The following is a 21,881-nucleotide window of genomic DNA, read 5'->3' on the forward strand; positions in this document are numbered from 1 at the left end:
GATGACTTTTGAAGAAAAAAATGAACTCGCTTTTCAAAAAAAAATAGGTGGATCAGTTTGCGCGATTTGGGTGGATCAGTTTGCGCGTTTTATGCAGTTACAGGAGTAGTCCACCGAATCAAAGGTAATGGGGTAGGAGTAGCACTTTTCGAATTCCCGTAAATGCCGAGCAAGCCCTCCGTACTGAACAATCGCGTAGTTCTGCACCCGTCCGTGGGACGAGTCAATAAATTTATCCCAGTAATGCCAAAAGTCTTCGGTCTTTTCCGGGGCTTGTAAGATCACCTTCCCTTCGAAGCGCTCTTTGACGTATTCCGGAGTGGGGTCGATTTGATCGAGTAGCGCTTTATCGACGATGGACTCAACGCGTTGTTTCAACCGCTCGCAGTATTCGTTGATGCGCTCCGACTCGGGGTGGCGACGACGTACTTTTCCAAGATCGCTGTTCCAGTCCTTTGGGGCGATGTATTTTTGAGTATTGAGCAGAATGCGTTTATCTCGGTTATAGGAGTACTGAATATACACCGGAGCGGTGCCATCTTTTCTACTGGCTCTTTTTTTGCTGATAAGTTTGACCGAACGCATTTTCTTCCCTAATTTGAGAGTGAAGATACGTCATTTTTGTCGAGCCACCGTCGAGCAAAGTGGGGTAAAAGTGAGTAAAAATAGTAAAATAGATAAATAACTAGGAAAAACTACTCTATGATAAACAGTACAGTTAAGTTAATAATAGTAAAATAAACACAATGTACCTTAAACCCGTCAGATCGTGGATGAAGGTCTGGTCGACGAGGTGGAGTTTAGTCTGGATAGCGGAACTCCGGAAGATTTTGAAGACCTGCGGGTCAATGCCAAATGGAAACTCTTCTTCGAGAATGTGAAGTTCTTTGCGGAATACACTCGAAAATCGAACCGCCATATCCGAATTTACGGGATCACGATCATCCCGGAGCCCGGACCCCTCAATTATAGCTGGATGCACCCTGAATTCGTTGAATTGGCTCAATTATTCGACCATCATGAAATGCGCCGACTGCACGATTGGGGAGGAGAAGTTGACCTTCCAGGCGATCACCACACCGGGGTGGGACGAAAAGATAGCGAAAAGACCGTCCTAAAAGCCCGTGGGTGCGATTTGGTCCTTCGACAAATGATCTGGCTGCCAAACGGCGATGTTACCATTTGTTGCAACGACCTCGACTCGAAGGGGGTGGTAGGGAATATCCTGAACGATAGCTTGTGGGATATCTACAATTCACCGGAACGGAGAAAGTATCTTGATCTATTGGATGCAGGCCATAAAGCTGAATTGGAGCTCTGCAAGGACTGTCAGACGTTTTAAGTCGAAAGCACAAAGCTCAAAGTCCAGAGCTTAGATTATTGGTATTTGGCTTTTAAGCCTTCACGAGAAAGCTTTCTGCTTTATACTATGGACTTTAAGCATAAAAGAAAAAAGGGACAACCTTTCGATTGTCCCTCTAACCAAACCCAGTTACCTATGCGCCTATTCACATAGGTACATGGATAACGGCAAAAATCGGGCCTCATTATACATAGCCGCAGAAAAATTTCTCAATAAAGTCCTTGGGTAACCCGACGATAAATCTCATCGATCCGGAGATCAAGAACGAACCTGAAATCGCGCGCGGCGTTTACTCCATCGCGTAACCCCTCATCGGAGTTCCCGTATACCACGGGGAAATAGAGCTCTATGAAATCGGGAATAAAACGCAGGCTCACCCCCGCACCGTAGTGGAAAAGATCTTCACTTGGCCTTCGGCCCGTAGGGCTATCGTATCGATTAGAAGTATAGGCTCCCTCAACATACACTTGCAAGAATCGCCAAATAGGCACTTGAACGGTCAAGGTAGCTAAAAAAAAATTGACCGATGAACGCGTATCGTATTTCATTCCCCCGTCCTCGATGAAGAATTGCCGACTTAAAAATCCTTCATCCTCCGATCGCCCCAGGAAATAGTACTCAAATAGGTAATCCGGGGTATTGCTCAAACCGAAATTATAGTACGATCCGTCCGATGGGTAATCGTTCCGCCAAAAAACGCCCAAGTAGTTCCGCCACTGTAATCGGCTCCCGGGGCGAATCCTCCACTCGAAATTGGCATCTACGGAACTCTTAACGAAACCGATCGCAAACTGGGTGTCGAAAAAGATCTCCCACGGATGCAAAATGTGCTGATTATCCAGGCGATACTTGAAATCGAGTATGGAATAGTTGCTATTGCTAAGATCAACGGTAACGGGTGGCTCTGAGATCGTCGGAAGTTCCCTCCAAACCGACACGTTTCTTAGGCGAATCGAGTGACTGTACGGACTCCGAGGGTGAGGACGGCGAAACTGAACATTGAGGGCCGTAGTCACCCGCGAGTACGTCAGATCGCGGTCGTAGCTGAAGTGCCTACCATATACCCCAATTCGGATGTATTGGAAAATACCGTCGTCGAAGTATTTCGTTAAACTCGTTGATGCCACGCCATTCAGCGTCCCTTGTCCAAGACTAAAAAGAGGCGTAATGCGGTACCGGAAAGGCTTGGCCGGAATATTCGAGTTGTAAAATGCCGCCCCGATAAGCAGCTTATCGTAGTTGTTCCACGATGCCATCGGCGACCAATAAATTTGCGTTTTCTCAGGCCGATCCAAGCTTCCGTAAAACTGTAACTTGAGTGGCTCAACGAGCGGTAACAGGCCTTCTTCGCGCCAAAGGTTATTGTGTCGGAATTCCTCAATGAGCAACTGAGGTTCATCGATACGCACGGCGTCGAAATCGACATCCGGAAGCGGCCATGTGGTATCGCCCTCAACGGGCGGAAGCCAGATACGCTCAACTTCATTCCCCTCTTGCAGGAGGCTCACCGAAAAAGGTACACTCAAAGATGTCTTGTTGCGGATCCTTAACTCGTTGTTGCGGACCGATTTGACCTTGTAGTCCACCTGATGGTCACTTCCAATGAGGTCATCAAACAACCAGGTAAGATCTTCACCACTGACTTCTTCTAAAGTATTTCGCAAATCATCCGGACCGGGGTGCTTGAACTTCCAACGGTCGTAGTACGTCCGCATGGCGGCGTCGTAGAGCGAATCGCCCCAGTACGATCGCAGATATTCGAATACCAACCCCGTTTTGTCATAGGCTACCGCGGCGTAATTGAGTTGATTGAATTCAGCCGCCGGTGTTTCAATGGCCTGATCAACCCCCATCCTCGCGCTGAACAAATAAGTATAGTAGTGCTGATCCGTTATGTCGTAGCCTTCCAGATCAAAGAGCTTTTTAATTCGGTCGAGTAAATCGGAATCCGCATCGAGTATTTCGCGCTCCGGATACTTCGACTTGATGTATCGGATCTCATTCGCCGTATTCAGTCCCTCGTCCATCCACGGATGCTCCCGTTCATTACTACCGAGTATCCCGTAGAACCAGTTGTGCCCCACCTCGTGCATGATCACCGTTTCCAAACTGCGTTCGCTAATGGCAGTGCCAATAATTGTGATCATGGGGTACTCCATGCCACCTCCTGCCGCAATGGTTCCATCAACGGCGCTGACCTGCTCGTACGGATAGTCACCGTTCCAGAGGAAGTAGTAGTATACTGCGTCTTGCAAGTACTCTGATGAATTTCTCCAAAGGTCTTTGTTGTCCGGGGTAAAGTAAGCCTTGGTCGTTACCCATCGATCGCTGTAGGGTAGCTGTATACTGTCAACCAAAACTTGCCATCGGCTGTCTGCGAACCAAGCAAAGTCGTGAATACTATCTTGACGGTAGCGAACTGTGCGCCGTTCGTTAACGACGATATCCGATACCGTTCGGCCCGTAGCTGCGATCACGAATCTTTTGGGCAAGGTTACGGTAACATCAAAAAGGCCGTACTCACTGTAAAATTCGCCTTGATCGAGGTAGGGCATAGGGTGCCATCCATCCTTGTCGTATACCGCCGGCTTGGGATACCATTGCGTGGCCATTATGGCCGAATCAAGCCTTCCCATGCGACTTACCCCTCCGTTGGGTAACTTTACCCTGAAAGGCGTTACAATGGTAGTAGAAGCTCCGGACGGGAGGGGAGCTTTGAGTTTTACTTCGGCAATGTCGGGTTGACCTTGGTAAAAGCTGAACCCGTGCTCTAGGCCCCCGATCGTAAATAATAGAGAGTCCATTCCGCCACGAGTGTCGTCGTAATAATGAAGAATGGTGTGGCGGTTTTCGAGTAGTTGCTTTCCAAGGGCCGTATGATCGCCTTGATAGCCATTGGGCCAAAGATGGATGTACAATCGATCCAGTGTGTCCGGACTGTGGTTAACATACCTCATGGAGTCTATTCCATGGAGTTCGCCCAAGCCTTCCTCAAAGCTAACCTCGATCTTGTGGTCTACCCGTTGCTGAAAATAGCCTTGTGCTTGAACCCCAATGGGAATCAAACACAAGGCTACTATGGTCGACCGCATCATGCGGCCAAATGTACGATGTTGGTTTTACATTTCGGTGTCCCAATCATCCGTACTCCAGTCGGCTTCCTCTTCTTCTTCCAGACACTCGATCTCCTCTTCGGGATTCTTCATGAAGCTCTCTTGTTCTTCAGTAGTCCAAGTGCAGTCCATGCACGACAAGCCGAGGTTGTTCATTTGCCAAGTGTGGTTCACCATGTCCCAATCCCACGTATTCGTGGTATTGTCGATATCATCGATGACCGAAATGGCACTCTCGTCGAGGTACACACTAGCCCCTTTAGGTAAGAACAGAGTTACGAAGAGCTCTTGATTACGCCATTTCTCGTCGATGGGGAAGTCGAGGTGATTCGGCAATTCAATGCGACCGCTATCGATTTTTACATCGTAGTTGATCAACTCCGCACGTTTACGCGCTTCCCATTTATTGCTTCCTCGCGCGTATTGGCGTACCTGTAACTTGGCCTTAGAGCCTGCCGCTCGCTCAATATCGAAGTGAACGTTTCGCGTATGTATGCGATCTTCACTTATATCGAGAAAGACACTGCGATCGTACTGAAGCATATCCGAAATGTCGTCGCTGCCACCGACGATCATGATCGACTCTGTGATCACGGGCACATCGAACTCTACGGTATAGCGGCCACCGTCGTCAAAGTCGGCCCCTAGACGAATGGCTCCGATAATGGTCATGATCACACCAGCGCCAAACAGCACAGATAGTACGGTGTTCGTCATTTTGCTCAGTTTGGGAACGCTAAAGAGTAAGCGAGCCCCTAGAGCGATGATACCTACCAGCGGTGCCAGGATCACAAACAATAGCCCCAGTGCCGTTAACCAGAAGTGACCATTGTCGAGGAACAGGAGGTTCTGGATCTGCATGAATCCAATTCCGGCCAATCCGGGATCGGGCCACGAGACAAACCACATGCTCGCACCGAACATGGTGCCGACCAACGCGGCGATCAGGCTAATAGCTGCGATAATGAGCGAAAACCCGACGATGGCCAAAACCACCTTCACAAACACGCGAATGGTCGCTACGAGCAAGTCTACGAGTCGGTCAATACCTCGTTTCGATGCCGAGGCCCCTTTACGAGCCGTTTTTCCGGCATCGCTACCGAGGTCGTTCAAACGATCCTTGAGGTTCTCGATCTCGTCCTTAATGGAACGTTCGATGTTATTCAGGTTGACATCCTCTCCGCGCATTTCGAGCTTTTCGGCCGTAGTCTTAGCCCCCGGAATAATGATCCATAGAACCAGGTACAACAAGAATCCCGTTCCCCAGCCAAAGAAGGACAAAACGAAGATCAAGCGTATAAATACTGGATCGATTTTGAAGTAAGCTCCGAGTCCACCGGCAACACCACCGATAATGGCGTCGTCCGGATTTCGGAATATACGGCGTCGACCCTTGCGCTCACTGCTGGTTGATGCCTTGGCATAGCTAGCACCCTCATGAGAGCTGGTCGAGCTACCTTCTTCATCGATATCTTCGTAGTCTTCGGGCTCACCCAATACGGCGATCACCTCATCTACGTCGACACGTGTGATTACTTGTTTCGAATCTCCGGTACGATCTTGAAAAAGCTCAGCCATACGGGCTTCCACGTCGGCAATGATCTCGTCACCTCCGGGCTCTCCGGCGAACTTCGCCTTCAAGGCCTGTAGGTAGCCGCTCAGCCGACTGTAGGCATCCTCATCCACATGGAAGATGATCCCTGCTAAATTGATGTTGACTGTCTTATTCATCGTTCTGGGTTTTTGATTGGGTGGTCAATTGTACTGCTTTTACGAGGTCGCTCCACGTGAGATCGAGCTCTTTCAAAAAATCCTCACCTTCTTCGGTGAGCGCATAGTACTTGCGGGGAGGACCCGAAGTAGACTCTTCCCAGCGGTAACTGAGAAGCTCGGCATTTTTTAATCGCGTGAGCAACGGATATAGGGTTCCTTCCACAACGATCATTTTGGCCGATTTCAGCGAATCGATGATCCCGGAGGCATACTGGTCACCATTTTTAAGGATCGATAGTATGCAATACTCCAGAACCCCTTTTCGCATCTGTGCTTTCGTGTTTTCTATTTTCATTGGGTTTCTGTTACTCGATACCCCCACCCCAACGTCACCACCGAAATGGCCTCATCTTTAGGAGATGTCGATGGTTGTGTTTCCTGCGCCACGGCATCAATGGTTTCTGTGCCTTGCGGCACGATTCGCTCCTCCGCGGTGCGTTCCCGCTCTACTCTGTGGATCGTCGATACCTCCTCGATCGAAGGCAAACTCAATTCGGCTCCGCGGGGACCGTATGTTTGAGCTTGCTGAACCCCATGCCAAAGGAGCCATCCCGCCCCGATGAGGAGCAAGAACTTCACGAAAAATATACCGAGCGATTTCATATATATAGAACTTTGTTATGCAAATATATAAACATAAAATATTACTATGCAATACAAAGTACCATATGTTTACTTAGAATCACTATAAATTTTCACTTGTGTGAACGTTTTACTTCTCTGAAACCTTGACCAATAGTACATTAGGACCAAATAAATCGAACGTATCATGGAAAAGCTGAGCCGTAAAGAATTTTTAAAGAGAGCAGGAATTTTCGGATTATCTGCTGTTGCAGGAACCACTTTATTGGCTGCCTGCGGTGGAGGTGGGGCTGAATCGAGCGGATCCGAAGAGTCGACGACTCCCCCGCCAAAGCCTCAACCAAAGCCCGAGTCAATGAGTGCCGATTGCTCTGAGTATAACAAAGATCTCAGTGAGGCCGACCTCAGTACTCGCGAGAGCTTACAGTATGTCGCAATGAGCGAAAAAGAAGGTGAGAACTGCATGAACTGCCAGTTCTATCAGCCCGATAAATTCGAAGGAAACTGTGGAGGTTGTCAGCTCTTCGCCAACGGTGCGGTAAGTCCTAAGGGATATTGCATCAGCTGGTCTGCTAAGCAGCCGGCCTAATTTCGGCCTTTGATCAGCCGGTCTTCTTTTGCCATGCCTGAAGGTACTTGTTGTACTTTAGGTAGGCGCGGAAGTCTTTCAAACTTTTGAAGAATCTAGGGTAGTTGTATCCAGCTGCCCTATTTTCTTTGGCGATCTGATAAATGACTTTGTGATGGTGGAGAAGTGAATACAAACCCTGGCGAAGCGAAGAACACGGATGGTATATGTGACCCGGCTCCGACATGGCACCATTCAGTTCAATAATGCAGTATCTCCCGGCATAAAGATCCTCCAAACTAGCGCACTTTATATCGTAGCGGCCGTAGAAAAACCCATCTATGCCTTGCGAAACACTGTCGATCTGCTTGGTCAATTGATCGTTGATCATGTTCTTTCCGTCCAAGAAAATGACTCCTTTGTTATGGTTCCCCAAGCGAACCAAACTGTAGTCCTCATTTAAACTTGGAACATCGAACCAATGATTCTTGTGTTGCTTGAACAGCTCTTTCTCAAAAAATCGCAACCTCGGATGATTCTGAATAAGCTCCGCAACCGTACTTTTTCCATCTCCTTTAAGTCGAGTAAAATGCTTCACCACGACCGAACTGATGCGTCCGCTCTTTTCGTGCGGTAAACGGTAGTAAAAGATTCCGATCTCCCACGGCAGGTCAACGAATTCCTGAACGATCACATCAAATGATGCTTGTTTTCTATAGGCGAGTACTTCTTCCCAATTATGTAGGATACGCACACCTTTTCCTCGCTCCCCGCGATTCGGTTTGGCGATCAACGGGAAATCCAATTGATGATGCGTGAACCACCAACGAAAATCGCGCTCCCCTTTAAGATTGTTCCATAGGAAGCTCTTTGGATAAAGGTGTTTCGGAAGTCTTGAGTAAATGTTCCACTTATCCTCGCCGAACATTCCTCCGTACTTAAACCCGGGGTTCGAAAGTGCAAAGTAGAATGGGTGGCGCGCTTTGATCGCCCAAGCTAACGATTTGAAGTAGATAGGGATATACAGTAAATGCCAAGGCCAAAATTCCCAGTTCCAGAGTTTAGTCAAGCGCCTCGAGGCCACTGGGGGCTCGTGTATGGCCTGATGGGGGAATTCCAAGTATTCCCGCTCAAGATCGGCAATGTTTATGTCGACTTGGCGGTCCATTATAGGGATTGGGGCATAAAACGCGGTTAGGTTTCGCGACGAAAATACTCAATTTTTATCTATTGGCCCTCAGCGATATAGAAACAGGTCGAGGATCACAGCCGCACCGAATACCACCGAAGCTACGCCATTAGTTGTCATGAAGGCGATATTGACCTTGGAAAGATCATTCGGATTCACAAGTAGGTGCTGTCGGAATAGCATGAGCATGAAGAATAGGAACCCGGCCCAGTAGAACCAAGCGAAGTTACCCGACCATCCGGCCGTAGCAAGCGCGAAGGCCGTAATCAAATGTAGCATGGAAGATAGCCGCAGCGCTCCTCTTAGGTTCAAAAGAACGGGCATACTGTGCAGGTTTTGCTCCTTATCGAAGGTGTCGTCCTGAAGGCTGTAAATGATGTCAAAACCACCCACCCAAGTAAGTACGGCCACCCCAAACCAAATGGGAACCCAGGCAAAAGAGGACGTTACGGCCAAAAAAGTGCCGATGGGAGCTAGGCTGAGTCCCAGCCCCAACACGAGGTGACAAAGTGCTGTAAATCGCTTCGTATAGCTGTAGCCCAGGGTGATCAATAAGGCAATTGGCGACAAGTAGAAGACCAGGTCGTTTATGAACCGGGTGGTGATCACAAAGAGCAACGAATTGACGATCACGAAGATCAACGCAGAACGTGGTGTAATGATTCCGGCAGGAATCTCGCGTACGGCCGCCGTTCTCGGGTTGGCGGCATCGATGTCGCGATCGAGGTATCGATTAAAGGCCATGGCCGCTGAACGGACGAATACCATACAGAGCAATACGGAGACGAAAAGCCTCCAGCTAAAGTGAGCTTCGGTGGTCTGTATCGCATAGAAATATCCGATCAATGCGAAAGGGAGCGCAAAAACGGTATGACTGAACTTAATAAGTGAGAGGTAATTCTTTACTGCCATTTTCGATAAGGGCGAATAATGAGCCGTACACCGCGGTCGTACTTTAGGTAATTCCAGATCCAGTTGAACAAAGTAACTACTTTGTTTCGAAACCCGATGAGCGAAACTAGGTGAACACCCATCCAAATGGCCCAGCCGAAGAATCCCTTGAACTTAAATCGAGGTAGATCGACCACAGCCAAATTTCGACCCACGGTGGCCATGCTTCCCAGATCTTTGTATTTGAAGGCGATCGGTGATTTGCCCTGCTGCCGGCGCACAAAGTTCTTTCCCAACAAGGTTCCCTGCTGAATGGCCACTTGAGCCAGCATAGGGTGGCCTTTTGGGTTGTCATCGGAGATCATAACCGCAACATCGCCAATGGCATAGACGTTTTCAAAACCCTTGGCGTTGTTGAATTGATCCACCTGAATACGCCCTCCCGCGATCTGATCGGGTGTGAATCCTCCCGGAAAGGAACCCTTGACACCCGCAGCCCATATAAGGGTACTCGCCGGAAGCGGTTTGCTGTTCGTAACGACCGTTGTACCGTCGTAGTCCTTGACCATGGTTTGAGTCCATACGTGAACCCCGAGCTTGTGCAGATATTCATCTGCTTTTTTAGAACTCGTTTCGCTCATTGCGGACAACACGCGATCCGATGCCTCCACCAGGTGTATGCTCATTCTCCGGATATCGAGGTCCGGGTAGTCGTTCGGTAGTACATGTCGTTTTAACTCGGCCAAAGCGCCGGCTAATTCCACCCCGGTCGGTCCTGCGCCTACGATGACGTAGTTCATTAGGGCCTCGCGCTCTTTAAGATCTTCGGTCAACAAGGCGGCTTCAAAGTTCTGAAGCATGAGCGAACGAAGGTTCAATGCCTCGGGAATGTTCTTCATTGGCATGCTCCGCTGTTTAATGCTCTCCATACCGAAGAAATTCGTTTCGCTCCCGGTGGCGATCACCAACTGGTCGTATTCCAGCTCCCCAATGCTCGTTTCGATGCGGTTGTTGCTCGAATCGATTCGCTCGACCTCCGCTATTCGGAAGTAAACGTTCTGGTAGCCTGTGAATATGGTCCTCAGGGGGTGAGCTATAGAATCGGGCTCGAGTCCGGCCGTAGCCACTTGATAAAGCAAAGGTTGAAAAGTGTGGTAGTTGTGTCTGTCGATCAAAACAACCTGAAAAGGTTTGTTCTTCAGTGACTTGGCTACCATGAGGCCACCGAATCCGCCACCGATGATGACGATACGGGGGTGATGGCTCTCGGGGATGTTCATAGCGAAAGGCTTTGCGCAAAGGTAACCCACGGACCCTCCGTAAACAAGCATTGTGAACTTTACGGAATTTGACCACTTTTATACTTCATGAACCCGCGCGTTAAAGATTTTGAAGCCATTGTCCGCAATCCATGGAAATTGCGGATGTTCCTTATCAGCTCCTTGCCGATGGCCTGGCTGGCAGGACTTAGAGTAGTGGAACTGACCGATACGGAATGCCGTGTTCAATTCGGATATAAGTACTGGGTAAAAAACCCTTTTAAAAGCGTGTACTTCGCCGTGTTGGCTATGGCCGCCGAGCTCTCTACAGGAGTCATGGCCATGAGAGAGATCTACAAGCGAAAACCGGGTGTGAGTATGCTGGTGGTCGGTCTCGAAGCGGAATTCCTTAAAAAAGCTTCCGGAAAGATCACCTTTACCTGCCCATGTGGTGAATCGTTCCGCGAGAAGGTTCAATTGGCCGTTGATTCAGGAATGCCTCAAACCGTTTGCTGTCACAGTATTGGAACGGATAAAAGCGGGGAGGAGGTTGCGAAATTCAAGCTGATGTGGAGCTTTAAAGCACGAAGTGCTTCGAGTTCATAGGTCTTAGTTTTGCGTTCTCAGTTAGTTCTTGACTCCAATTCTAGTGACTTGACGCGCATTTTACGCACAACACGCTTTCTGGCAAAAGCATGAGTCGACCCGTTGGGATATCCTCACCACAGCCTCGACATAAGCCAAAGTTTTTATCATCAATTCGGTCCAAAGCGCTTTCCAAACCCCGAAATCGTGTCATTGCCTTCCGCAGAGCTGCTTCATTTACCGATTTATTGTTGATTGCATCCATGCGCGATACGCGCCCTATTGCATTTTCAGGAGCGATGGGTTTGGTCAACTCACGCAAACGAGTGATCTCCTCCCTCACCTGTTCGAGAGCCTCGCTGATCTTTGCCTTTATTTCTTTCTTTTGGACCGTGGTCATACTTTTTGGTTTGAATGGTTGATTCGGAAATTGAAAGTTGATGAATAATCGACAGTACAACTAACGGCGAGTTCACGGTTCATAGTCGTAGTCTAACTCAAAACTAAGAACTCAGAACTATTTCCGAATAACATTGAAATTCTCGAACTGCATTACCGGGTGGCCGATGACCTTTCTCTCGAACCACGATATCAGTCGATACTTCGTTCGTTCGTGCTTGTGTTTAAGTCGTTCCGGGTTCACCTTGCCCGACCATTGCAGCTGATCGGCCCAATTAAACCGCTTTATCCACTCCTGCATCACGGCCGGGTGGGTTCCCTTGAACTCCCGCATATAGTGCATGGGACCATAATCGAACTCCACCGGTAGGTCCTTGAGCATGTGGTCCGATTTCTCTTCACCGTGATAGCTCAGGCTATTCGAGCGACGTTTGGCCGACATCAAATGCGGGGGCCGAACATAGCCGTAGTGGAAAATTTCCGCCCGCAAGGGCGCTACATTTAGTTTGCGATTTCCGTCCTTGCTTTGGTACGATTCGAAACTGTAGTCAAAGTCGTCGTTGTATCGCCTGAAGCTCTGCGCGTCTTTCCACGAGTGAATGCGCGGGTCGTTGCGAATGATGCGTACCTCGCGCCGGTACCACGTGTGCCCGTCGTTGAAGTGATCGAAATCGCCCCAAAAATGCACGTAATCGAAAAGAAGACCCTCCACCTCGTCATCGCGGTGGCATTTTTTTAGTGCGGCCTCAACGGCCGGATGATACATTTCGTGCAGCGCTTCGTCGCATTGGATATAGATCAACCAATCGCCCGTGCAGGCTTCTTTGGCCTTATCGGTCTCGCGGGCAAATACGGTATTCTTTGGGTAATTCTCGGTATCCCATTCCGTGTCGATGATCCTGATCTTGGGGTCGTTCAGCGACTCAATCTCTTCCCGCGTGCGATCATCGGCATCGCCTTTTCCCAAGGCCACGACGAACTCATCGACTAGCGGGAGTACGCTGGCGATGGCTTCCTTGGCCGGAATGAATAGCTTGGTGGCGTTTTTGACGAATGTGAATCCGGAGACGCGCATGGCGGCAAGTTAGGACGAATGATCCGAAATGATACGCCGGCCTTCTTCTTTCTTTTCCCAGAGTAGATCGAACCAGCCGGCAAGCGTGTCTTGCTCGCGATTCAACTGCCACATGCCAATGGTATAAAAATGCGCCTCGCCCAAGGGCTTCATTTCCATCAGGTTGAATTCGAGTTCTCCCATCGCCGATTCATCTGGATAGACCTTTTTGTAGTTCTGATGGGTGACGTCGTAACCATAGGTCAACCCTGTTGATCCGATGAAGGTGAGCCGTTCGTTATTCCGGTAGGCCGACATATAGCCTTCAATATCGCCGGAGTTCCAAGATTCGATCTGCTTGTCCATCAGCGAACGGATGGAAGCTTCGGCTTCCGAATTATGTGCGTTTTCTCGTGTGTTGGAACAAGAGCAAAGTACAGAGATCAAAAGAAAAAGGGCTAAAAGTCGCATACTAGAATCTGTTATCGCCATCCAGCAGGTCGCCGAGTCCACCCAAAATAGAGCCTTCACCTTTTCGTTTTTCACCTTGGCTTGGAGCTGCGGCGAACACGCGCTCGGCTAGTCGGCTGAATGGAATACTCTGTATCCAAACCTTTCCAGGCCCGGTCAATCGGGCCAAAAAGAGCCCTTCGCCCCCGAAAATAGCGGTCTTAATTCCCTTGACCATTTCAATGTCGTAATCGATATGCGAGGTAAAGGCCACCAGACAACCGGTATCTACTTTCAGGGATTCACCGGGCAATAGCGTTTTTTCAATGACGGTACCACCTGCATGTACGAAGGCCATTCCGTCTCCCTCCAGTTTTTGCATAATAAATCCCTCGCCACCGAAGAATCCGACCCCCAGCCGACGCTGAAATTCTATGCCTATGCTCACTCCTTTCGCCGCGGCCAAAAAAGCATCTTTTTGACAAATGATCTTATGATCGAGCTGACTCAAATCTATCGGAATAACTTTTCCAGGATAGGGTGCGGCAAATGTTACGTGGGCCTTTCCAACACCGCGATGGGTATAGGTGGTCATAAAAAGGCGTTCTCCCGTTAACACTCGTTTTCCGGCCGAAAATAGCTTGTCCATAATCGATTGAGAGCGACCCGATCCGTCGCCGAAAATGGTGTTCATTTCGATATTCCCATCCATCATCATGAGACTCCCCGCCTCGGCCAGTACCGTTTCGTCGGAATCCAGCTCTAGGCGCACGGCCTGCATTTCTTCTCCGAAGATGTCGTAATCGATCTCGTGACTCGTTTTCATAGGTATTTGTTCCTTAATACATTCAAGTGATGACGTGTGTGTCCGGCCGAAACGAAGCAAAGTGCGCGTACGCTAATACCCACTCCGTTGGCAATTCCCGCATTCGTGGATTGGGACTCCAGCGATTCGAATAGGAGGATCGATCCGTTGCGAACCATTTCAAATTCCTCCATGAGATCGTGCCACGATCGTTTGATATCGCGTGACTGATCTACATATGCGTTGTGGTCAAAGCCGGGTAGCTCAGTGGTGTCGCTACGACCGAAGGCCAGTGCTCGGTAACCGAAAACGCGTTCGGTATCAATAATGTGTTGAACGATTTCCTTTGGGGTCCATTTCCCTTCGGCATATCGATGGTCTTGCTTCGCTATGGGCCATTTTGCCCAGAGGTCGAGCGCTTCGCGTTTGGAGTCGCGAAGTGCTTGAATTCCGTTCGACTCGGTAACCAAGTCAACGTAACCCTTATAAGACTCGGCGTACTCGCCCAATTCAGGTCTTTTCATTAAATCAATTACTGTTGGTCACTGAACCGCTTCCGATTATTGTAGCATTAACGTCCGGAAAGCCTTTATAATATACGGATCCACTACCGGTGATCACCACATCGAGCACATCTTCGACACATACTTCGGCATCCCCTGATCCGGAAATTCGGATGTCCGATTCTTCGGTACATAAGCCAAACGATTCAAGATCTCCCGAACCGGTGATCCTGATGTCGTGTTGGTCTGCTTCACCTTGTAGAGTTACATCTCCGGATTCTCTAATCTCGGTTTCAATATCGTCGGCCAGGAGTTCGAGATCGATGTCGCCCGATCCGTTGATTTCGATCTCCAGATCACCCAACTCGAAAATGCCTACCCCAAACACATCTCCTGATCCACCGAGGGTAATAGCATCGAGTTGATCGACATCGATATAAATGGTAAGCTCTTCGCTGGTATTGAAGCATTCTCGGGAATCAATGATGAGTTCTCCGTTAATGACCGAGAATTCGATCTCGTCGAGGATGTTGCTCTGACCGCGAGCTTCTATGGTGTAGGTTGGTTCGGAGGCTTGGGTCAAGTAGATATCGACGGAGGTTCTGTTTTCGATGGCATCGAAGCTACTGACTTGGATATCTCGAATGACGACATCGCCGGTTCCCGATACGCAGAATACATCTGTGCAGGATGTGAACATCGCGCCGTAGGCACCGAGAAAAAGGAATAAGATTAATAAGCGTTTCATGGTTCTGGTTTTGATTGGAGTATTCCAACACTGTGCCAAAGTTAAAGGAGGTCGGCCATGCGCCAGAAAACGTAGATGAAAGGTGCGGAGAAAATAAAGCTATCGAGCCGATCGAGTACTCCGCCGTGACCCGGTAGCAGGGTGCCACTATCTTTGATGCCATGTCTGCGTTTCAACCACGATTCGAACAGGTCGCCCGTATTGCCCGTGAGTCCGATGAGCACTCCGAAGCAAATCCAGGTGGCCATGGACTCTATAGGGAAAAGGAGGTGAAGATTCGCTGCAACGGCCAGCATGAAAAAGAGTCCGCCCGCGAGGCCTTCAATCGTTTTATTGGGGCTTATTTGAGGGGCGAGTTTTCGCTTACCGAAGAATCGGCCCGTGAGGTATGCAAAGGTGTCGTTGGCCCAAATGAGTAAGAAGGTAGAGAATAGAATCTCTGGCCGCCAGGCGTCGCCGGCTCCCAGCAGTTGTGGAACGAGGTAAAAACTCAGTGTTGGATAGAGGTACAGCGCTCCGATGGTGGTGAGGTCCTCGGTGATGGTCTTCGACCTGCGAATGAGCAGGCTCACGAACCAAATAAAGAGGACGATGGGGTAGTAGAGTCTGGCATCGTTAAGGCCGAATTGTTCTAAGACGCTGGATACGAACCAGAGTGAAGGAACTGCGATGAGCCAAGAAGAGACTTCGGATCGACTTAGGATTCCTTGCATTTCGTAAAGCGCAATGACCAGAAGAACCAGCAGTAAGAGGTACGTGGTTTCGGGGCCAAGCCAAAAGCTGCCGATCAGGACGCCAACATAGACGGCTCCTGTGAGACCACGAATCAAAATGTCTTTCATAGGCCGCTTTCCTCGATCAAAGTGCGTGCTTTTTCCACGTCCTCAGAGGCCACTTGGATTTCGATATACCCAATCGGATACATGCTGTCGCGCTTGTTCAACCGAAAGGGTTCGATCCCGTTTTCACGCAGTTTGTCCGTGAGGAGTTGCGCTTGGTATTCTTTGTCTGTGGTATAGACTTGTACTAGGTTGCTCATGATGTTTAATCTTCTACTAAAAGTAAGAAAACATCATGATGTACGGCGGGGTCATATTCACGTCGAATACCGCTGGCATTTTCGAGTCTATTCACCTGGACGTTCGTAATGTTCGACGGAATCTCTTTGCTTTGACTTTTTAGCCAACGCATGCCTTCACTGAGGTTTTTATGAAGTTGAGAGGTATAGGCTATGACTACGTGAGTAGAGGGGAAGCAGTTCGGTTTTTCGCCATTGGTTTGCACCGACGAGATGACGATTCCCCCGTCATAGGCACTAAGAAAGGCGCAGGTGCTTACGAATGCATCGGCATTTCGATCTTCGATATCGTAGTCGATATCGGCCCGCTTCAATACGGAGATCACATCATTTTCCCGCGCAAAAACGGTGGTCCAACGATACTCTAAAGAAAGGCGATGTAGGCTTTCTACGAGATCGGCTTCGTGTTCACAATATAAAAATTTGCCCGTAGCTTCAGTGAACTCACGGGCAAATTGCACGTCTAGAGGTCCCTTGTCGGGCTCCAGGTATTTGTTTCCTTTGGGGGCGGCAGAGTCATCTCCTTGAGCGGATTTACCACTCAAGGCGTCTTTTAATTTCTTGAACGCACCTCCGAAGGATCCTTTACTCATATTTCTTTCTCGACTTGCTCCTGCTCATCGTCCGTGGTTGAAGCCGTTTCCGAATCTTCGGAATCGATTGAGGCCTTTTCTCCAGAATTGGCTGGACTCACATTAGAATCACCTGCAACTTGTGCTTTAGATTCTTCTTTCGAGTGACCATTTTCCGAAGCTTTAAGCTTGTCTTGTTCGTTCTTCCAGGGGCGCTTTCCAAAAATGGTCTCCAAATCCTCCTTGAAGATCACTTCCTCTTCGAGCAGCTGCTCGGCTAATTTAATAAGTTTATCCTTATTGTTCCCCAAAAGCTCTATTGCACGCTTATATTGGATCTCGATTAGTGCCTTTACCTCTTCGTCGATCAATTCGGCAGTCTTTTCCGAGTAGGGCTTACTAAAGCTGTAATCGCTCTGGCCACTTGAATCGTAGTACGTTACATTACCGATCTTGTCGTTGAGACCGTAGATCGTAACCATTGCTTGTGCTTGCTTGGTCACTTTTTCCAGATCGCTCAAAGCTCCGGTGCTGATCTTGTCGAACATCACTTTTTCCGCGGCTCGCCCCCCCATCGTCGCACACATTTCGTCGAGCATTTGCTCCGTATGTGTAATGCTCCGTTCTTCAGGTAGGTACCAAGCAGCCCCTAAGCTGCGGCCACGTGGGATGATGGTTACCTTCACCAATGGTGCGGCGTGTTCCAATAACCAGCTTACCGTGGCGTGACCGGCCTCGTGAAAGGCGATGGTATTTTTTTCATCCTCGGAGATGAGTTTGTTTTTCTTTTCCAGTCCACCGATTATCCGATCAACGGCATCGAGAAAATCTTGTCTCTCAACTTCCTTTTTGTCTTTCCGCGCCGCCACTAAAGCAGCTTCATTACAGACATTGGCAATATCAGCTCCACTGAATCCGGGAGTTTGTCGAGCCAAGAAATCGATATCGAGTTCCTTGCTGATCTTGAGAGGACGAAGATGGACTTCGAATATCTCCTTACGTTCCGCCAAATCGGGCAGGTCCACGTGAATTTGGCGGTCGAATCGACCGGCGCGCATCAAGGCGCGGTCCAATACATCCGCACGGTTGGTCGCAGCGAGCACGATCACATTCGTATCGGTGCCGAATCCGTCCATTTCCGTCAACAAGGCATTCAGAGTATTCTCGCGTTCGTCGTTAGCACCCGTCATTTGTGAACGACCTCTACTGCGACCCACGGCATCGATCTCATCGATGAAGATGATCGCCGGAGCCTTTTCCTTGGCTTGTTTGAACAGGTCGCGAACGCGACTTGCACCAACACCAACGAACATTTCTACGAAGTCTGAGCCACTCAGGCTAAAGAAGGGTACTTTCGCCTCACCGGCAACTGCCTTGGCCAACAAAGTCTTACCCGTTCCAGGAGGGCCAACAAGTAAAGCCCCTTTCGGTATCTTACCCCCTAAGTTGGTATACTTGGTCGGATTCTTTAAAAAATCGACGATCTCCTGAACTTCCTCCTTCGCACCCTCAAGTCCGGCCACGTCCTTGAAGTTGACTTTTACGTTGTTGTTTTGATCGAAAAGCGTGGCTTTCGATTTACCGATGTTGAATATTTGTCCACCAGCGGCTCCCCCGCCGCTCATGCGACGCATGATGAAGATCCATATGGCCACCATGATGATGATCGGGAATACCCAACTGAGAATATCGCCCCACACGTTTTCGCGCTTGGTGTATTCTACTATGACCGGTTGTTCTTCGTTTTGGTGTTCTTCGAGTTTCTTGTTGAACTCCTCGACGGTGCCAATGTTGAAAACATAGTGTGGACCATCATTAACGCCACCACCAAAAGGTTGTTCCCGAACTTCTTCGTGCTCCGGCTTGGATAGGGCGTCCTTTTTAATGTAGATCTCGGCCTTTTCGTTATTTACAATGACCACCTTTGCGACTTCGTCACTGGCCAAATAGCCCTCGAAATCGCGGTAATTGGTGTTCTGTAAGTTGGCGTACATTCCGCTGAACAGCTGAATACCGATGAAGAACAGGAATATGATCGCATAGATCCAATAAAAATTGAATCGCCGCTTTGGGCCACCACCGTCGCCTCCTCCTTTATCTCCATCACCGCCATTGCTCTGATTACGCTGAAACTGCTCGCGTAATTTATTGAGTTGATTATCGTCTTTGTTCTTTGCCATTTCTTTATTTCACTTCAATCTCGCGGATCTCCGCGTCTCCCCACAATTCTTCAATATTGTAAAACTCGCGGATAGGCTTTTGAAATACATGGGCCACTACGTACACGTAGTCGAGGAGTACCCATTCACTCGATTCCTTTCCCTCTTTGTGCCAAGGCTTATCTCCTAGGTCATTTCGTACGGTTTCCTCAATGCTGTCTGCGATCGCGCTCACCTGTGTATTCGAAGTACCGTCACAGATCACAAAGAAATCAGTAACGGCGTGCTCGATCGAGCGCAAGTCCATTACTGTGATGTTTTGACCTTTCTTGTCTTCGATCCCTTTAATGATGACCTCGGTTAACTGTTCCGATTCGGGGCCTTGGGGTTTTCTCATTCAATGCTTTGATTTAACGTACGAAGTTAACGAATTTGCGTATCTCAATGTTTTCGCCCTGCGGGCGGATGATTGGCTTAAACCCTAGTAAATCAAATGAATCCACTATTTGTCGGCCGTACCGTCATTGAACACGATCATCTTGACTCTACCAATAGTTATGCCCTAAAGGTGCTGCGCGATCAAAATGTGCCCGAAGGTACCGTGATATTCACTCCCGACCAAACGGCCGGAAGAGGCCAAATGAACAACATTTGGTATAGTGAACCCGCTGATAGCCTGACGTTTAGTGTTGTTTTGTATCCGCATTTCTTGAACGCGGTTGATCAGTTTCGACTCAACAAGGCGGTGAGTTTGGCGCTCTATGACTATTTGTCAGAAAAGGTGGACGGTGTGCGGATAAAATGGCCGAACGATCTGCTTATAGACGGTAAAAAAGTAGGCGGGATCCTCATCGAGAATCAATTAAAAGGACCTATACTACATCAATCCATCGTCGGTATCGGTATCAACCTAAATCAACGACGCTTCCCACTGAACCTCCCCGATGCTACATCGCTCTATCGATTAACGCGTGAACACTACGCGGCTCGAAACGAACTGCAGCAGATCTACTCTTTTATCGAGGCCCGATACCTACAGATCAGACATGCAAAAAGAGACCTTCGGGCCGATTACTTCAAAGTGCTACACCGCAACGCCGGCTGGTTCGTTTACAAGGATAAGAATGGAGCATTCGAGGCGGAAATCGTTGGGGTTGAACCTGCGGGCCGACTCATACTGCGGGATCGAAAAGGAGAACAGCGGGCTTACGCCTTCAAAGAAGTGGTTTTTGTCTGAACCAACGAAGGGCAGTGGGCCATAAGCCCTAGGCCATTGACCCTGGGCTGCGAGCTAAGATTTGTGAATTGTAGGGCATGAACCAGGTTAATGATCCAACTCCCCGGGGACATTCACTCCCATTAACCAATAACTCTTAACTTTCTTAATCAACCAATCAACCAACTAAGAATTCAAAACTAAGAACTAAGAACTCCTCTCTTGAGTTGCGCCAGTTTCTCCTCGAGTTTGACGATGAAGTTCTTCAATGGTCGCTCGACCATCATTTTGAGCATCGGATTAAAATCTCCGGTGAAGAAGAGCTGAACATCACTTTCGTTATCACCGATCGAAGTGATCTCTCCGATAAGCTTGAACGGTACTGATCCGGCCGAACCCAAAACCAATCGATGAGGGGGCTCCTCAGATTCTTTCTTCAACTTCACTTCGGGCATTCCCTTCAGCCCAAACTTGAATCCATCTTCGCGGGCCTCAAACAGAGAAACATCTTCGGGCATGAGCTTCCCGAAATTTTCCATCTCGCTAAAAAAGTCGAATAGTTCGCGATCCGATTTTTCAATTCGGATCTTGTTGCTCTCAATCTTCATGTGTTTCCGTTATTTTCCCCAAGATTCGGGATTGGCTCGCCATTGGCGAAGTGTTTCAAGCTCTTGCTCGCGAACGTAATCCAATTCCTCAGCCCGTTCGAGCAAATGTCCGTAGTCGCTGAGGGTTACGAGATCACAGCCCGCCTCGTCGAAGTTTTGTTTGGCCACGTCGAATCCGTAAGTAAAAATCGCAGCCATACCCATCACGTTCGCATCGGCTTCGCGCAATGCTTTGTGCGCAGCCAAGCTACTCATGCCCGTGCTGATCAAATCCTCTACGATCACCACATTCTGGGCTCGTTCCAAATGACCTTCAATTTGATTCTGGCGTCCGTGTTCCTTCGATTTGCTCCGTTTATAAACGAAGGGCAAATTCAATTTTTCCGCAACTAAGACTCCGATGGCGATCGCACCGGTCGCCACTCCGGCGATCACATTCGGTGTTCCGTATTGGGTCAAAATGGCCTTTGCCATTTCATCACGCAAGTACGTGCGAATGGGCGGATAGCTCAGGCTCAGGCGATTGTCGCAATAAATGGGCGATTTCCACCCCGATGCCCAGGTGAATGGGTCGTTCGGTTGCAGTTTAATTGCCTTAATTTGCAGTAGGAATTCGGCCGTTTTCCTGGCCGTCTCACGGTCTAAAATCATAGCGTCAAATGTATGAAGTTTTTGTCAATGACCGCCCTTCCTGCCGAGGGGTAGAAAGGCCAAGTTTCGATCCAGCTGACGACCCGTCCGAGTTGATGCACCGCGCCTTTCTGGACCTCGAAAACGGTTTATTGGATGAGTTCCGAATAACCGGAAACGTAGAAGAACTTTGGCAAGCTTTCACCGAGCAATTCACTGTGATCGAAGCTGCGGGCGGATTAACATTCAACCCGCGGAATGTATTGACCCCCTATAAATTGGACAGAAATTATCAATCAATTTAGCAGAGTTTTTGGGTTTAACAATTTATTTTCT

The 21,881-nt window shown here is 48.9% G+C and carries 26 protein-coding genes; 5 read left to right on the forward strand and 21 right to left on the reverse strand.

Features of this window, described 5'->3' with window-relative positions:
- Nucleotides 1–75 precede the first annotated feature (75 nt).
- Nucleotides 76–585, reverse strand: coding sequence for a hypothetical protein (locus J4F31_07445; GenBank protein ID MCE2496393.1), 510 nt, complete (start codon nt 583–585; stop codon nt 76–78).
- 184 nt (nt 586–769) lie between these two features.
- Here J4F31_07445 and J4F31_07450 point away from each other — a divergent pair, with 184 nt between their 5' ends.
- Nucleotides 770–1,342, forward strand: a complete 573-nt coding sequence (locus tag J4F31_07450; GenBank protein ID MCE2496394.1) for an SPASM domain-containing protein — start codon at nt 770–772, stop codon at nt 1,340–1,342.
- Between the two features lie 230 nt (nt 1,343–1,572).
- Here J4F31_07450 and J4F31_07455 read toward each other — a convergent pair whose 3' ends face one another.
- The 4 genes from J4F31_07455 to J4F31_07470 are packed head-to-tail and all read right to left on the reverse strand — an operon-like array spanning nt 1,573 to nt 6,852.
- The gene (locus J4F31_07455) at nt 1,573–4,458 is read right to left on the reverse strand and encodes a M1 family metallopeptidase (protein ID MCE2496395.1); all 2,886 of its coding nucleotides are present in this window, start codon (nt 4,456–4,458) and stop codon (nt 1,573–1,575) included.
- A 24-nt stretch (nt 4,459–4,482) separates the two neighbouring features.
- Nucleotides 4,483–6,207 carry a PspC domain-containing protein gene (locus tag J4F31_07460; protein MCE2496396.1) on the reverse strand — a complete coding sequence of 575 codons (1,725 nt, stop codon included), beginning with the start codon at nt 6,205–6,207 and terminating at the stop codon, nt 4,483–4,485.
- The gene (locus J4F31_07465; protein ID MCE2496397.1) at nt 6,200–6,544 is read right to left on the reverse strand and encodes a PadR family transcriptional regulator; all 345 of its coding nucleotides are present in this window, start codon (nt 6,542–6,544) and stop codon (nt 6,200–6,202) included. Before J4F31_07465 ends, J4F31_07460 begins: the two co-directional genes overlap by 8 nt.
- A complete protein-coding gene (locus J4F31_07470) occupies nt 6,541–6,852 on the reverse strand; it encodes a hypothetical protein (protein ID MCE2496398.1) in 312 nt (103 codons plus the stop codon). Before J4F31_07470 ends, J4F31_07465 begins: the two co-directional genes overlap by 4 nt.
- Before the next feature lie 166 nt (nt 6,853–7,018).
- Here J4F31_07470 and J4F31_07475 point away from each other — a divergent pair, with 166 nt between their 5' ends.
- Nucleotides 7,019–7,420 carry a high-potential iron-sulfur protein gene (locus J4F31_07475; GenBank protein MCE2496399.1) on the forward strand — a complete coding sequence of 134 codons (402 nt, stop codon included), beginning with the start codon at nt 7,019–7,021 and terminating at the stop codon, nt 7,418–7,420.
- Nucleotides 7,421–7,433: 13 nt separating this feature from the next.
- Here J4F31_07475 and J4F31_07480 read toward each other — a convergent pair whose 3' ends face one another.
- The 3 genes from J4F31_07480 to J4F31_07490 all read right to left on the reverse strand — a co-directional run bounded on the left by J4F31_07480 (nt 7,434) and on the right by J4F31_07490 (nt 10,759).
- Nucleotides 7,434–8,567 carry a hypothetical protein gene (locus tag J4F31_07480; protein ID MCE2496400.1) on the reverse strand — a complete coding sequence of 378 codons (1,134 nt, stop codon included), beginning with the start codon at nt 8,565–8,567 and terminating at the stop codon, nt 7,434–7,436.
- Between the two features lie 69 nt (nt 8,568–8,636).
- Complete coding sequence (ubiA, locus tag J4F31_07485) at nt 8,637–9,500, reverse strand: putative 4-hydroxybenzoate polyprenyltransferase (GenBank protein ID MCE2496401.1); 864 nt, start codon at nt 9,498–9,500, stop codon at nt 8,637–8,639.
- Complete coding sequence (locus tag J4F31_07490) at nt 9,491–10,759, reverse strand: NAD(P)/FAD-dependent oxidoreductase (protein MCE2496402.1); 1,269 nt, start codon at nt 10,757–10,759, stop codon at nt 9,491–9,493. Before J4F31_07490 ends, ubiA begins: the two co-directional genes overlap by 10 nt.
- A gap of 87 nt (nt 10,760–10,846) precedes the next feature.
- Here J4F31_07490 and J4F31_07495 point away from each other — a divergent pair, with 87 nt between their 5' ends.
- Nucleotides 10,847–11,344: a DUF4442 domain-containing protein gene (locus J4F31_07495; protein ID MCE2496403.1), complete on the forward strand. Its 498-nt coding sequence runs from the start codon at nt 10,847–10,849 to the stop codon at nt 11,342–11,344.
- 40 nt (nt 11,345–11,384) lie between these two features.
- Here the strand turns inward: J4F31_07495 and J4F31_07500 are convergent, their stop codons facing one another.
- From J4F31_07500 to rsfS, 11 genes are all read right to left on the reverse strand, one after another.
- Nucleotides 11,385–11,723, reverse strand: coding sequence for a TraR/DksA C4-type zinc finger protein (locus tag J4F31_07500; protein ID MCE2496404.1), 339 nt, complete (start codon nt 11,721–11,723; stop codon nt 11,385–11,387).
- Nucleotides 11,724–11,840: 117 nt separating this feature from the next.
- A complete protein-coding gene (locus tag J4F31_07505; GenBank protein ID MCE2496405.1) occupies nt 11,841–12,797 on the reverse strand; it encodes a hypothetical protein in 957 nt (318 codons plus the stop codon).
- 9 nt (nt 12,798–12,806) lie between these two features.
- The gene (locus tag J4F31_07510) at nt 12,807–13,142 is read right to left on the reverse strand and encodes a hypothetical protein (GenBank protein MCE2496406.1); all 336 of its coding nucleotides are present in this window, start codon (nt 13,140–13,142) and stop codon (nt 12,807–12,809) included.
- A gap of 106 nt (nt 13,143–13,248) precedes the next feature.
- The gene (locus J4F31_07515) at nt 13,249–14,052 is read right to left on the reverse strand and encodes a TIGR00266 family protein (protein ID MCE2496407.1); all 804 of its coding nucleotides are present in this window, start codon (nt 14,050–14,052) and stop codon (nt 13,249–13,251) included.
- Entirely contained in the window at nt 14,049–14,555 is a 507-nt protein-coding gene (locus J4F31_07520) for a DinB family protein (protein ID MCE2496408.1), read from the reverse strand. The genes J4F31_07515 and J4F31_07520 overlap by 4 nt, the downstream gene beginning before the upstream one ends.
- 4 nt (nt 14,556–14,559) lie before the next feature.
- Complete coding sequence (locus tag J4F31_07525; GenBank protein ID MCE2496409.1) at nt 14,560–15,282, reverse strand: DUF2807 domain-containing protein; 723 nt, start codon at nt 15,280–15,282, stop codon at nt 14,560–14,562.
- Between the two features lie 41 nt (nt 15,283–15,323).
- Nucleotides 15,324–16,124 (reverse strand): phosphatidate cytidylyltransferase, encoded by an 801-nt coding sequence (locus J4F31_07530; GenBank protein ID MCE2496410.1) that lies wholly within the window; start codon nt 16,122–16,124, stop codon nt 15,324–15,326.
- The gene (locus J4F31_07535; GenBank protein MCE2496411.1) at nt 16,121–16,321 is read right to left on the reverse strand and encodes a DUF2007 domain-containing protein; all 201 of its coding nucleotides are present in this window, start codon (nt 16,319–16,321) and stop codon (nt 16,121–16,123) included. Before J4F31_07535 ends, J4F31_07530 begins: the two co-directional genes overlap by 4 nt.
- A gap of 5 nt (nt 16,322–16,326) precedes the next feature.
- Nucleotides 16,327–16,953 carry an LUD domain-containing protein gene (locus J4F31_07540; GenBank protein MCE2496412.1) on the reverse strand — a complete coding sequence of 209 codons (627 nt, stop codon included), beginning with the start codon at nt 16,951–16,953 and terminating at the stop codon, nt 16,327–16,329.
- Nucleotides 16,950–19,112 carry an ATP-dependent zinc metalloprotease FtsH gene (ftsH, locus tag J4F31_07545; protein ID MCE2496413.1) on the reverse strand — a complete coding sequence of 721 codons (2,163 nt, stop codon included), beginning with the start codon at nt 19,110–19,112 and terminating at the stop codon, nt 16,950–16,952. Before ftsH ends, J4F31_07540 begins: the two co-directional genes overlap by 4 nt.
- A 4-nt stretch (nt 19,113–19,116) precedes the next feature.
- The gene (gene rsfS, locus J4F31_07550; protein ID MCE2496414.1) at nt 19,117–19,488 is read right to left on the reverse strand and encodes a ribosome silencing factor; all 372 of its coding nucleotides are present in this window, start codon (nt 19,486–19,488) and stop codon (nt 19,117–19,119) included.
- A gap of 96 nt (nt 19,489–19,584) precedes the next feature.
- Between rsfS and J4F31_07555 the strand changes: the two genes are divergently transcribed.
- On the forward strand, nt 19,585–20,328 hold the full coding sequence (locus J4F31_07555; GenBank protein ID MCE2496415.1) for a biotin--[acetyl-CoA-carboxylase] ligase: 744 nt from the start codon (nt 19,585–19,587) through the stop codon (nt 20,326–20,328).
- Nucleotides 20,329–20,507: 179 nt separating this feature from the next.
- Here J4F31_07555 and J4F31_07560 read toward each other — a convergent pair whose 3' ends face one another.
- Both J4F31_07560 and J4F31_07565 read right to left on the reverse strand, forming a co-directional pair.
- Nucleotides 20,508–20,915 (reverse strand): SRPBCC family protein, encoded by a 408-nt coding sequence (locus J4F31_07560; protein ID MCE2496416.1) that lies wholly within the window; start codon nt 20,913–20,915, stop codon nt 20,508–20,510.
- A gap of 9 nt (nt 20,916–20,924) precedes the next feature.
- Complete coding sequence (locus tag J4F31_07565; protein ID MCE2496417.1) at nt 20,925–21,566, reverse strand: orotate phosphoribosyltransferase; 642 nt, start codon at nt 21,564–21,566, stop codon at nt 20,925–20,927.
- An 8-nt stretch (nt 21,567–21,574) separates the two neighbouring features.
- On the opposite strand from J4F31_07565, the gene J4F31_07570 reads away from it, so the two are divergent.
- On the forward strand, nt 21,575–21,850 hold the full coding sequence (locus tag J4F31_07570; GenBank protein MCE2496418.1) for a hypothetical protein: 276 nt from the start codon (nt 21,575–21,577) through the stop codon (nt 21,848–21,850).
- Nucleotides 21,851–21,881 lie beyond the last annotated feature (31 nt).

This window comes from Flavobacteriales bacterium (genome assembly GCA_021296215.1).
Lineage (GTDB): Bacteria > Bacteroidota > Bacteroidia > Flavobacteriales > ECT2AJA-044 > ECT2AJA-044.

What these genes read in the sequence shown, in the direction of transcription:
- J4F31_07480 (MCE2496400.1), bottom strand. Translation starts at nt 8,567, where the DNA reads ATGGACCGCCAAGTCGACATAAACATTGCCGATCTTGAGCGGGAATAC.
- J4F31_07535 (MCE2496411.1), bottom strand. Translation starts at nt 16,321, where the DNA reads ATGAGCAACCTAGTACAAGTCTATACCACAGACAAAGAATACCAAGCG.
- ftsH (MCE2496413.1), bottom strand. Translation starts at nt 19,112, where the DNA reads ATGGCAAAGAACAAAGACGATAATCAACTCAATAAATTACGCGAGCAG.
- J4F31_07460 (MCE2496396.1), bottom strand. Translation starts at nt 6,207, where the DNA reads ATGAATAAGACAGTCAACATCAATTTAGCAGGGATCATCTTCCATGTG.
- J4F31_07500 (MCE2496404.1), bottom strand. Translation starts at nt 11,723, where the DNA reads ATGACCACGGTCCAAAAGAAAGAAATAAAGGCAAAGATCAGCGAGGCT.
- J4F31_07530 (MCE2496410.1), bottom strand. Translation starts at nt 16,124, where the DNA reads ATGAAAGACATTTTGATTCGTGGTCTCACAGGAGCCGTCTATGTTGGC.
- ubiA (MCE2496401.1), bottom strand. Translation starts at nt 9,500, where the DNA reads ATGGCAGTAAAGAATTACCTCTCACTTATTAAGTTCAGTCATACCGTT.
- J4F31_07475 (MCE2496399.1), top strand. Translation starts at nt 7,019, where the DNA reads ATGGAAAAGCTGAGCCGTAAAGAATTTTTAAAGAGAGCAGGAATTTTC.
- J4F31_07525 (MCE2496409.1), bottom strand. Translation starts at nt 15,282, where the DNA reads ATGAAACGCTTATTAATCTTATTCCTTTTTCTCGGTGCCTACGGCGCG.
- J4F31_07470 (MCE2496398.1), bottom strand. Translation starts at nt 6,852, where the DNA reads ATGAAATCGCTCGGTATATTTTTCGTGAAGTTCTTGCTCCTCATCGGG.
- J4F31_07455 (MCE2496395.1), bottom strand. Translation starts at nt 4,458, where the DNA reads ATGATGCGGTCGACCATAGTAGCCTTGTGTTTGATTCCCATTGGGGTT.
- J4F31_07520 (MCE2496408.1), bottom strand. Translation starts at nt 14,555, where the DNA reads ATGAAAAGACCTGAATTGGGCGAGTACGCCGAGTCTTATAAGGGTTAC.
- J4F31_07540 (MCE2496412.1), bottom strand. Translation starts at nt 16,953, where the DNA reads ATGAGTAAAGGATCCTTCGGAGGTGCGTTCAAGAAATTAAAAGACGCC.
- J4F31_07495 (MCE2496403.1), top strand. Translation starts at nt 10,847, where the DNA reads ATGAACCCGCGCGTTAAAGATTTTGAAGCCATTGTCCGCAATCCATGG.
- J4F31_07560 (MCE2496416.1), bottom strand. Translation starts at nt 20,915, where the DNA reads ATGAAGATTGAGAGCAACAAGATCCGAATTGAAAAATCGGATCGCGAA.
- J4F31_07555 (MCE2496415.1), top strand. Translation starts at nt 19,585, where the DNA reads ATGAATCCACTATTTGTCGGCCGTACCGTCATTGAACACGATCATCTT.
- J4F31_07445 (MCE2496393.1), bottom strand. Translation starts at nt 585, where the DNA reads ATGCGTTCGGTCAAACTTATCAGCAAAAAAAGAGCCAGTAGAAAAGAT.
- J4F31_07505 (MCE2496405.1), bottom strand. Translation starts at nt 12,797, where the DNA reads ATGCGCGTCTCCGGATTCACATTCGTCAAAAACGCCACCAAGCTATTC.
- J4F31_07515 (MCE2496407.1), bottom strand. Translation starts at nt 14,052, where the DNA reads ATGAAAACGAGTCACGAGATCGATTACGACATCTTCGGAGAAGAAATG.
- J4F31_07490 (MCE2496402.1), bottom strand. Translation starts at nt 10,759, where the DNA reads ATGAACATCCCCGAGAGCCATCACCCCCGTATCGTCATCATCGGTGGC.
- J4F31_07510 (MCE2496406.1), bottom strand. Translation starts at nt 13,142, where the DNA reads ATGGACAAGCAGATCGAATCTTGGAACTCCGGCGATATTGAAGGCTAT.
- J4F31_07465 (MCE2496397.1), bottom strand. Translation starts at nt 6,544, where the DNA reads ATGAAAATAGAAAACACGAAAGCACAGATGCGAAAAGGGGTTCTGGAG.
- J4F31_07565 (MCE2496417.1), bottom strand. Translation starts at nt 21,566, where the DNA reads ATGATTTTAGACCGTGAGACGGCCAGGAAAACGGCCGAATTCCTACTG.
- rsfS (MCE2496414.1), bottom strand. Translation starts at nt 19,488, where the DNA reads ATGAGAAAACCCCAAGGCCCCGAATCGGAACAGTTAACCGAGGTCATC.
- J4F31_07570 (MCE2496418.1), top strand. Translation starts at nt 21,575, where the DNA reads ATGTATGAAGTTTTTGTCAATGACCGCCCTTCCTGCCGAGGGGTAGAA.